This window comes from Nitrosomonas sp. (genome assembly GCF_040256045.1).
GTDB lineage: Bacteria > Pseudomonadota > Gammaproteobacteria > Burkholderiales > Nitrosomonadaceae > Nitrosomonas.
In genome coordinates this window covers 1-10,236 of the sequence record NZ_JBDZWD010000066.1, presented here as the reverse complement: position 1 = coordinate 10,236, position 10,236 = coordinate 1, and the positions used below count along the sequence as shown (strand labels likewise).

General features: G+C 50.8%; 10 protein-coding genes. 8 read left to right on the top strand and 2 right to left on the bottom strand.

The window, feature by feature from the left end:
* Positions 1-358: 358 nt before the first annotated feature.
* Positions 359-994, bottom strand: a complete 636-nt coding sequence (locus tag ABUL11_RS10260; RefSeq protein WP_350283764.1) for a hypothetical protein — start codon at positions 992-994, stop codon at positions 359-361.
* Between the two features lie 396 nt (positions 995-1,390).
* Here ABUL11_RS10260 and ABUL11_RS10255 point away from each other — a divergent pair, with 396 nt between their 5' ends.
* The gene (locus tag ABUL11_RS10255) at positions 1,391-2,353 is read left to right on the top strand and encodes a universal stress protein (RefSeq protein ID WP_350283763.1); all 963 of its coding nucleotides are present in this window, start codon (positions 1,391-1,393) and stop codon (positions 2,351-2,353) included.
* Positions 2,354-2,521: 168 nt separating this feature from the next.
* Complete coding sequence (locus ABUL11_RS10250; protein ID WP_350283762.1) at positions 2,522-2,998, top strand: hypothetical protein; 477 nt, start codon at positions 2,522-2,524, stop codon at positions 2,996-2,998.
* A gap of 10 nt (positions 2,999-3,008) precedes the next feature.
* On the opposite strand, the gene ABUL11_RS10245 is transcribed toward ABUL11_RS10250, so the two are convergent.
* Positions 3,009-3,569, bottom strand: a complete 561-nt coding sequence (locus ABUL11_RS10245; RefSeq protein WP_350283761.1) for a YqaA family protein — start codon at positions 3,567-3,569, stop codon at positions 3,009-3,011.
* A gap of 97 nt (positions 3,570-3,666) precedes the next feature.
* Between ABUL11_RS10245 and ABUL11_RS10240 the strand changes: the two genes are divergently transcribed.
* The 6 genes from ABUL11_RS10240 to ABUL11_RS10215 all read left to right on the top strand — a co-directional run bounded on the left by ABUL11_RS10240 (position 3,667) and on the right by ABUL11_RS10215 (position 10,014).
* Entirely contained in the window at positions 3,667-4,017 is a 351-nt protein-coding gene (locus tag ABUL11_RS10240; protein WP_350283760.1) for a hypothetical protein, read from the top strand.
* Positions 4,014-5,009: an ABC transporter substrate-binding protein gene (locus tag ABUL11_RS10235; protein WP_350283759.1), complete on the top strand. Its 996-nt coding sequence runs from the start codon at positions 4,014-4,016 to the stop codon at positions 5,007-5,009. The genes ABUL11_RS10240 and ABUL11_RS10235 overlap by 4 nt, the downstream gene beginning before the upstream one ends.
* The gene (locus tag ABUL11_RS10230; protein ID WP_350283758.1) at positions 5,006-5,794 is read left to right on the top strand and encodes an ABC transporter permease; all 789 of its coding nucleotides are present in this window, start codon (positions 5,006-5,008) and stop codon (positions 5,792-5,794) included. Before ABUL11_RS10235 ends, ABUL11_RS10230 begins: the two co-directional genes overlap by 4 nt.
* Entirely contained in the window at positions 5,791-6,585 is a 795-nt protein-coding gene (locus tag ABUL11_RS10225; protein WP_350283757.1) for an ABC transporter ATP-binding protein, read from the top strand. The genes ABUL11_RS10230 and ABUL11_RS10225 overlap by 4 nt, the downstream gene beginning before the upstream one ends.
* Complete coding sequence (locus ABUL11_RS10220; RefSeq protein WP_350283756.1) at positions 6,579-7,799, top strand: NnrS family protein; 1,221 nt, start codon at positions 6,579-6,581, stop codon at positions 7,797-7,799. The genes ABUL11_RS10225 and ABUL11_RS10220 overlap by 7 nt, the downstream gene beginning before the upstream one ends.
* Before the next feature lie 319 nt (positions 7,800-8,118).
* A complete protein-coding gene (locus ABUL11_RS10215; RefSeq protein ID WP_350283755.1) occupies positions 8,119-10,014 on the top strand; it encodes a patatin-like phospholipase domain-containing protein in 1,896 nt (631 codons plus the stop codon).
* Positions 10,015-10,236: the final 222 nt, after the last annotated feature.

Genomic DNA, 10,236 nt, shown 5'->3' with positions numbered 1-10,236 from the left:
CTTTCGGCATCTCTCACCTCCACTCCTATCTCTTATTTTAACTCACGGGGGAATCCCTTCGATTCCAACTATAAGAAAAACGCTCTAAATGCGGTTTACTTACCGTTATCCTGGCAAGATAAATGTATTGCTTGATTACAATTGAGATTCGTTTTCCTCTAATTTTTTCCGTTTCACACAGAATGGCTTATATCGAAAAACGTGTGGGGTTCAAGCCATATTTCCCGGTAAATGTCTTTGCCAGAAATTCGACAATGTCATCAGAATCGACTTCATCATGCTCTCTGATTTCATTGATGATCGAACTGAATATCAGCCCGCGCGCAAAAGATCTGACATCCGGTATATCGGTAGAAAATTAATTCACTATTCGTCTGAGGTTATAAAAGAAAGCTGCAACTGCGCTCAGCACAAGCATCGGCCAGTACGGGATAAAAGGCTCATACCATTTCATACCGACGATGACAGGTATCTCCAGATGGAATTCAGACTGAGATTCATCCGTACCGGAAAGCTGAAGTACATAGTCTCCTGGTTCATTGATACTAACCTCCTGCGAAATAATCCCCGCCTGATAAATTCTGGCAGGAATCGACAAGAGCGATTCCGCTGTTCTTTCACCGTCTTTTCTGGCCAGGCTGACTGCCACCGGTTGTTCCCGTATGGAAGCCGGATACAGCAGATCGACAGTAATACTAAGCAGACCGGGGCCAGGTACTGTGCCACACAAAATAGGGACAATAGACATAGCACTCATCGGATCGTCCGGTATTACGTAATCGACAGGAATGAAATAAGCAGAATACCCGACCAGCAGCGTATCTGATTCGATCGTGCAGGTACCGCCACGAAAGCCCTTGGGGTAAGTATCCGACATACTTCCTTGCGAATTCACATGGAACTGCATTCCGATCAGAACGATGCCGGTCAGTATGCAGATAGTAATAAAAAGACGCTGAATATTGATCGATAAGTTTTGCCAGATTGTGATCATATTACCTCCCTGGGATCATTCCAGATGATTAACAGATTAACACTGCGGATATGCCGGATTGGCTTCCCCTACTTTTTTTGATACTGGACCAGAAAGTACCGCTTTACAGAGCGTTACCTGAAAAATCCTGTGCAGTCATCATCAAACTCCGTGACAAATAAATGATAGGTTCCGGATTATTCGGTGTTCTTTCTATCGACATAAAGTAGACTGAACGTTCTACCTCTGGAAAAGAATATACCTGAAACAATGGGATGACAAGATCAGATAAATGAATATCTGAGAGATTATGAATACGTGACAGGTAGTTTCCATACAGTCTCCGCCTCATAAATCTGGCAAAAGGGTATGAGTGAATCTATACTTGTCCCGTGATCTGTGAGCAGGGGCATACATATGATCAGACGGACACTTATCCCGCTGGATGGCTCCAAACTGGCGGAGCGAGCCATTCCCCATCTGCTGCGTTTTGTCGAACCGGATCGGACTGAATTGTTGCTGATGACGGCGATGTCATCCGCTTCTTCTTCCCTGCTTGGGGGTACAACCAGATTGTTCATGCCGGGACAAGCGGCTCTGTCGAAAGAATGCGAAGCAGGTAAGCAGGTGGATATCGTGGCACAGCAACTTTGCCAGGCCGGTTTCAACGTGGCGAACCGAATCTTGTCTGGAGCACCGGCTGCAAGCATTCTGCATCTGGCGGAAGAAGCGTATGTTGACCTGATTGCCATGTCCACCCATGGCAGAACCGGTGTGGGGCAGGTACTGCTCGGCAGTGTGGCGGATGAAGTGGTACGTAATGCTCGCCCACCGGTATTTCTGGTACCTGCTGCAGTGGTAGTGAAATCTGATCCTCTGCCTCGCACCATTCTTCTGCCACTTGATGGTACTCCTCTGGCAGAGACGGCCATTCCTGTTGCCATCCAGTTTGCGCAGAATACGGGAGCAACCCTCTATCTGATCCGTGTCGTTGAACCGGATGATTCAGTGGATGAACTGCAGGATGCACAAATACTTGCCAGTTTGGATTACGCCGGCGAACAGCCTGTAATCCGGCAGGCGATCAGCTATCTGGAACGGATACGGTTGCGGTTGCAATTGGCGGGTGTTTCATCCTGCAGCCGGATTGCAGCAGGAGATCCGGCTGATGTCATTAACCGTATCGTGCATGCAGAAGATGCCGATCTGATCGTGATGAGTACACATGGCCGGTCAGGTGTGGAGCGCATGATTCACGGCAGTGTCGTCAGCCGGATCATCAGTAATACGATCTGTCCACTGTTGCTGATGCGCGGAAAGGTACCCGCTGAGATTTATGAGCGTACTGGTAACGAGGTATCGGCGGCTTCTTTCTGCTGACTTCCTGGGTTGGACAGCTGGATAGCGCTGGCTTTACAGTCGATTGTCTGTAGATTGATTACACAGAGGTGTCCGAGTGTACATCGTGTGGTATAAAACAACAGTATTGGAATATTGGAAATGGCAGAGAAATCATCGAATAATGTATAACTTGAAACTGAAAAAATCATGATCTGGATAATTGGATTTATCGTGCTGATACTGCTGGTCATATCAGCATGGTTCCGTAAAGTGGCGGTAAGCGTGATCATTGTTACCGGAATAGTCGGCAGTCTCGTTTATTTTCTGAATGAACGTGAGGAAGAACGCGCTCTTTCCCGTATTCCGCTTGCTGAACTGGATTTTGAAAATGTGACACTCAAGCCCAATTACAGTGGATACAAGCTGTCTGGCCGTATTAAAAACAATTCACAGGAATTTACACTCAAGCAGGTCAATCTGCTGATTATTATGCAGGATTGCACCGGCGCACCGGATTCTCAGGATTGTGTGACTGTCGGGGAAAGTCACGAGAATATGGATCTCAACATTCCACCCGGGCAGGCTCGTGACTTTGAAAAATCCCTGTATTTTCCCGGAAGCGGCCCCAAGCTCCTGGGCAAACTGGAGTGGAGTTACTCCGTTTCCGAGATAAAGGGTGAATAAGTATTTTTCCTTAAAACCACTTGCTCGCTGTAATGATCAGCCAGTAATAAAGAAAAAAACGAGGAATCCGGAATATCAGTACAGCAGCCAGAACGGTCGTTCCACGCAGCGCCATCATGCCTGCCGCCCAGCAGGTCATTGAAAACGGGAGCGGTGTGATCGACCCGATCGCGATCGCCCAGAATCCGTAACGATGAATGAATTCCCGCTGATTCTCCTCAAGCTCCCCCAGTATACGTTTCACGAACCCGAAATGCCCCAGCCGGCGGCCGATTCCCCAGCCAAGCATGCCTGCAACACAGGAAACCGCACCGAGTATCGATACATACATGAACCAGTGCTCAGACAGAGAGCTTTTGGCAATGACCAGTAGCAGAACATCCGGCGGAAAAGGCGTGATCAGCGTATCCGTTACCAGCAGAATCAGGCAAAGGCCGAGAAAACCGATCTGATCGATGATCCAGTTCGTTCCTGACTCCAGCTCCTCTTCAAACAGATAGCCTGTTGCCGCCATGATGAGAACGAATATTGCCAATGCTATGAGGGTTTTAATCAGGTTTTCACTGATCATCGATTCACGTCTCCTGTACTGGAAATAATATTGACTCAATATACAAAAATGCAGGCAGTTCTGGTGTTCTGATTTTTCCCATAATCGGCATAGATTAATGGGTGGAGCTGATCGTGATACGGTCATGATCGTTGCGTCAGTACCTGACTTTCGGATTGCCTGGCCGGATTCAGCGGCAGGTTTGACTAACCTCCCGGCTTTACGTATATTTTTTCGAGTAATGAAGTTTCACCCACCCACCGAGCAAGTCAGCAATGCGCCAGCCGGCGACCAGCAAGCCAGCTCTCTTTTTCAGGAGAAAATAGCATTGCGAGTTTGCCTCTGTTATCTGTATTCCTTTACGTTTACTTCTGTCATATCGCGTGCAATTGCTGCTGTTACAGTCTGGCTACAGAAAATGGCTGCGTGTTCTTTCCCGGTATCGGGCTATTCGGATGTACTGATATGAAAATGATGATACAAATACTCGTCGCTGCACTCATGGCTTTCACAGTCCTGTCGGTACATGCCGAGCGAAAGCCGCATCTCATACTCGCCGGGCCACTGGCAGCAGTCTCATTTCCACTGATCCACATGGTCGAGTCAGGTGCCTTGGCTGATTTGGCCGAGACAGTCGAATTCGTCTCCTGGCGGGATCCCGATCAACTGCGTGTACTTGCACTCAAGAACAAAGCCGATGTAATTGCCATGCCGACCAATGTCGCAGCAAACCTGTACAACCGCGGTACTGATCTTGAACTGATCAACGTATCGACCTGGGGAATTCTGTGGCTGGTCTCGCGCAGTGACAAACTGGAAACACTGGCTGATCTGAAGGGTGAGGAAATTGCCATTCCGTTTCGCGCCGACATGCCTGATCTGCTGTTCGGACTGATCAGCGAAGCTCAGGGGCTGGATCCGCGCCACGACTTCAAACTGCGCTATGTGGCAACACCGATGGATGCGATGCAGTTACTGATTGCGCGCCGCATCGATCATGCTTTGCTCGCTGAACCGGCAGTATCGATGGCGTTGCGCCGTACACAGTCATTTCCGATCAGTGTCATCGCACCTGAACTGCATCGTTCAATCGATCTGCAGGCCGAATGGGGACGTGTACTGAAACGGGCACCGCGTATCCCGCAGGCCGGTATCGTCGCAATGAGCACGATACGTCACAACCCCGACCTGATCGCACGTATCCACAATGCCTACCGCAATTCACTCGCATGGTGCCAGGCAAATGCCCTCGAATGCGGACGGCTCGTCGCTACCTATACCGACATGCTCAGCGCTGAAGCAGTCAGTGACGCAATCGTTGTCAGTCCGCTGGAAGCTATACCTGCCGCAGCCGCACGCGATGAACTGGAATTTCTCTTCACGACATTGATGCGCCGCAATCCCGCCGTGATCGGGGGACGCATGCCCGATGATGATTTTTACGGGCACGGTTTGCCGTGATTCTGCTGCGTAACGGGCTGAAATCATTCCTGACCTACTTGTGGAGCGGCTGGGGGGCAATCGCGAGCCTGATGCTGTTTCTCGCCGTCTGGGAATCGGCCGGTCTGTATTACGGTGAACTGATCCTGCCCAATCCGCGTATTACCTTCCAGACACTGGCCGGACTGATCGCCGATGGCAGCGCATGGCAGGAACTCACGATCACTGCGCGCCGTGCGCTGATCGGATTCGGCGCAGCGCTGGTGGCGGGCAGTACACTCGGGCTCATTGCCGGACTATCGATGACCGCTTCGATGATGTCACGACCGATCGTCACCGTACTGATCGGCACGCCACCGATCGCGTGGCTGGTACTTGCACTGCTGTGGTTTGGCAACGGTGACGGTACGCCGATATTTACCGTATTCGTCGCATGCATGCCGGTTGTATTCGTCGGCGCGATGCAGGGGGCACGCACACTCGACGGGCAACTCGGGGATGTCGCTACAGCCTATCGTCTGCCGCCATTGATGCGCTTCACCGATATCGTGCTGCCACATGTCGTATCCTATCTGTTTCCCGCCTGGATCACGGCATTGGGCATCTCGTGGAAAGTCGTCGTGATGGCTGAACTGCTTGCATCCAGCGACGGTGTCGGTGCCGCCCTTGCTGTCAGCCGCTCACACTTAGATACCGCCGCGACGCTGGCATGGATTACTGCTGTAGTAGGGCTACTGCTCGCTGTCGAATATCTTCTGCTTGAACCGATCAAGCGGGAAATCGAACGCTGGAGGGTAGCTGTGTGACGACTGCGGTACACGCGCTGGCACACCTGAAAGTACGCGGGCTGGGACATAAGTTCGCACTCCAGACCATCCTCGAAGATATCGATCTCGATGTCACCAGTGGCGAAGTCGTTGCACTGGTCGGTCCCTCGGGTTGCGGTAAAACTACGCTGCTGCATCTTTGCGCCGGCCTCATGCCGGTACGTACCGGCCAAATTATCAGCAGTTTTAATAATCCGGCATGCATGTTCCAGCAACCGCGCCTGCTGCCATGGAAAAGCACGCTCGATAATATTGCCCTGGGCCTCAAGGCGGCTGGCATTGGACGTGATGAGCGCATCTGTCGTGCACGAATGCTCGGTTTGCAGACCGGTCTCGCCCATGAAGATCTCGGCAAATTTCCCCATCAGTTGTCCGGCGGCATGCAAAGCCGTGTCGCACTTGCACGGGCACTGGCAATCATGCCCGATTTGCTGTTGCTCGATGAACCATTCTCCGCGCTTGATATCGGTCTTAAGATCGAATTATACGGACTGTTGCTGCATCATCTGAAAATCGGCAGCCTGGGCGTACTGATGATCACGCACGACCTCATGGAAGCTATCCGCCTGTCCGACACGATTCTGGTCATGGCGCCGTCTCCGGGTCGTATCGTTCACCGCTTCAGAATCGATCTTCCGGCCATGCAACGGGATGATGCCTTCGTCTACAGAATGACAGCTGAACTGCTGCAGGACAGCAGGGTACGTACGAGCTTCGGCCTGACTCCGACAGAATATGAGCCGCTGGCCAGGCAAGCATTGCCATGCTGAAATTCATCTACTCAGGCCCGTTTGCTGCACTATTCGAATGCGGCTTCCGGCCATTTTTCCTGCTTACCGCAGCCACGGCTGTGATTGCTGTCGCGGCATGGGCCGGGTTTCTCACTCTCGGCATGCCGCTGCCTTTGACACCGAATGGCCCTGTCGTCTGGCATGCCCATGAAATGCTGGCCGGCTTTACAATGGCATCGGTCGCCGGTTTCGTACTCACAGCGATTCCTGAATTCACCTCGACCCGTATGATCGAGCGTCGTCATGTGTTCATACTGCTCATTTTGTGGATCACGGGGCGTGTCGCGTTTGCTACTCCGATCGCACCGGCCGGTACGATTGTCGCAATGATCGCCGATCTCGGGCTGCTGGGAATGCTGACTGCCATCATCGCTCCACGCCTGTGGGGTGACGCTAATCACCGCCACGTATCCTTTTTATGGATACTGCTTGCGGTGATCGTGGCAACAGGCGGATTCTATTTCGATACGCTGACCGGTACTTACCCGATGCGCTGGCTGCTCGTGATAACAGGGCTGATGATGGCACTCATCGTCATTGCAATGAGCCGTATCTCGATGCGTATCGTCAATACTGCACTGAACAAAGCCGGTGAAACCGGTACTGCTTATCTTGCCCGGCCGCCACGGCGCAACCTGGCGATCTTTTGCATATTGCTCTACACGCTGGCCGAATTTGTCGCGCTGCAGCACCCGGTATCAGGCTGGATTGCACTGGCAGCGGCAGCGGCTCTGTTCAATCTGACCAATGACTGGCACATCGGCCGCGCCTTGCTGCAGCGCTGGGCCTTCATGCTTTACCTGGTCTACTGGTTCATGGCGCTGGGGTATGCAGTGATCGGTGTGGCGATTCTCATGGAAACCGCCTGGGTCAGTGCCGGTCGCCACCTGCTGCTGGTCGGTGCGCTGGGACTGGCCGTGTTTGCCGTGATGAACATTGCCGGACGTATTCATGCTGGCGTCGAACCGGATAAACGAATATGGGTTCCCATTGCCGTTACGCTGATTGCCGGCGCAGCCGTACTGCGTGCGATGATGAATTTCGGCCAGATCGAAGCCAGTCTCGCAATCGTGGCTGCAAGCACATGCTGGATCACAGCTTTCAGCCTGCACCTCATCTTCCACTGGAAGGTATTGACCCGCCCGCGCACCGATGGCCAGCCCGGCTGTGCGGGGATTGCAAATGATGTCTGATTGATATCGGTATATCTGTTCATCGTGTGCCGGTACATCAAGCACCAGATCTAATACTGAAACCCAGAGATCGCTACACCGTTCTCGTTATTTTTCTCCACTCTGAACTCTCGTACCTGGGCAAGTCACACTATTCAAACACTCTTTGCTCGTTAGTCCATAGTGTTAATCCCGATTGAGCTGGCTGACTGGTATCAGAAAGAGTAATCTGGGAAACCCATATGGAATATTTTACGGAATAAGGCCGATGGGCAAGAATCGGGAAGGGTAATGCTTCTCTATTTTCTGATCTGTAAATGAAAATGATTGGAGGTGCATAATGAATCCAAATAATATCAGCGACCCTGAAAGCCACGAACCGCCAGCAGATCGTTTTTGTGATCTGGTCATGAAGGGAGGGATCACGAGTGGGGTAGTCTATCCACGCGCGATCAGGCTGCTATCACAACATTATCGATTCAGAGGGATTGGAGGTACTTCAGCCGGTGCAATCGCAGCGGCAATTACTGCGGCGGCTGAGTATCAGCGTCGTGAAAACAACGGTTCTCGCGAAGGTTTCAAGCTGCTTGGCAGTCTTCCTGAGGAATTGGGAAGTGAGGTAAAAAAGGGTAAATACAAGCTTCTCAGTCTGTTTCAACCGCAGCCTGAAACACGCCGGTTATTTGCGGTATTGGTCAGAACGCTGAACAAGAGCAGCACAAAAAGCCGGTGGCTCAGTGTGTTCCAGGGATTACTGATAGCGTATTGGCCTGCGACTGTACTTTCGATAATAGTCGCTTTGGCAGTTGCTCAAAGTGGCGCATGGCTGGCTGCATTATTACTATTGGTTGTGGTATTGCCACTCAGCATAGGGCTCTGGGTTTACTCGGACATTACCGGGAAAGTGGTCGCCAATGGATTCGGATTATGCAACGGGATGTCCGAGGAGAAAGATATCGAGGCGCTGACTCCCTGGCTGCACAGCAAGATTCAAAAGGCAGCCGGGCGAGATGCCAAGGATAAACCGTTGACATTTGGTGACCTGTGGGATGCAAAAGGATTTCCCCCGGCATGGCGATCGATACCGGAAGGAGTAAGAAAACGTTCAATTGATCTGCAGGTATTTTCAACCAATCTTGCTCACGGGCGACCTTACGTTTTCCCCCTGGTTGAACCGGAAACCGGAGAAAGTCGATTCAGAAGTCACGAGTCACTGTATTTTACTGAAGCAGAAATGAAGGAATACTTTCCTCCTGAAGTGGTGCAGTGGATGGTGGGAAAATCTCCTGCAAAATCAAAAGAAGACGGAAAGGATATGCTTGAATTGCCGGAACCAGAGCATTTTCCCGTGGTGCTGGCTACCCGGATGAGTCTTGCTTTCCCATTCCTGATCTCAGCCATTCCCTTGTATGCTGTAGATCGTGATCTCACGGATGAGCAGAAGTTTCGCCGATGCTGGTTTTCAGATGGAGGAATTAGTTCAAATTTTCCTATCCATCTTTTTGATGGCCTGGTTCCAGTTTGGCCTACATTCGGGATTCATTTAGAACCCGCAATAATGAAAAATCGGAAAAAGTTTTATTTGCCGTCCAGGTACGATGAAGGCTATGAGGAATCCTGGAGCTTGTTTGCCAATAAAACTGAACCCGCTGGTAAATTAGGAGGATTTATCAGTGCAATCATCAATACGATGCAGAACTGGAATGACAATACTGTCAGGCTTATGCCCGGTTTTAGAGATCGTGTCGCTCGCGTCAGGCTCGAGGATGGAGAAGGCGGTATGAACCTGAATATGGAGCCCCACATCATCGAGGATCTTGCTGAGCGAGGGGAGGAGGCTGCCAATGAGCTGATCCAGCGTTTTGCCATCCAGCCTTCCGGAGGAGGTGAAGCAGCGGGTTGGGATGAACACCGTTTTGTTCGATTCAATAATCTCCTCAAGATGATGAAAGCGCGAGTGCCAAATCTGGTGGAAGCACTCGGTAATGACTGTAAGTATGCAACCAGAATGGAGGAGTTACTGGAGAAATTAAGTTGTGCAACAGATAAAAACGGAAGTTTGGTTCCTCCACCTGGTTATGAAAAGCCAATGACTCAGCAAGAAAAGGATGCCTACAAAATTATAGTAGCTGCATTAAATACATTGGCAACGGTGATGAATAACCAAGAATATAATATTCCATTCAAACCGATTCCAAAGCCGGAACCGGAGCTCAGGGTCAGGCCGCCTCTCTAATACCCAATCGCATTCATTTAACAACCACTGGCCAAAGCTGGTGGTTGTTTCCTTCACAACAAACTCAACACTGCAATCCATCTGCAAAATCAGAGGTTCCTTAGTTCCCGACGATATTCGTCTTGTGTACAAAACCACGGGTAGATTCGTTTTTATCAGCCTGATAGAATAATAAGCATTCTCATTATTGTTGACTGTCATGTTGGATAACAGCATTCATAC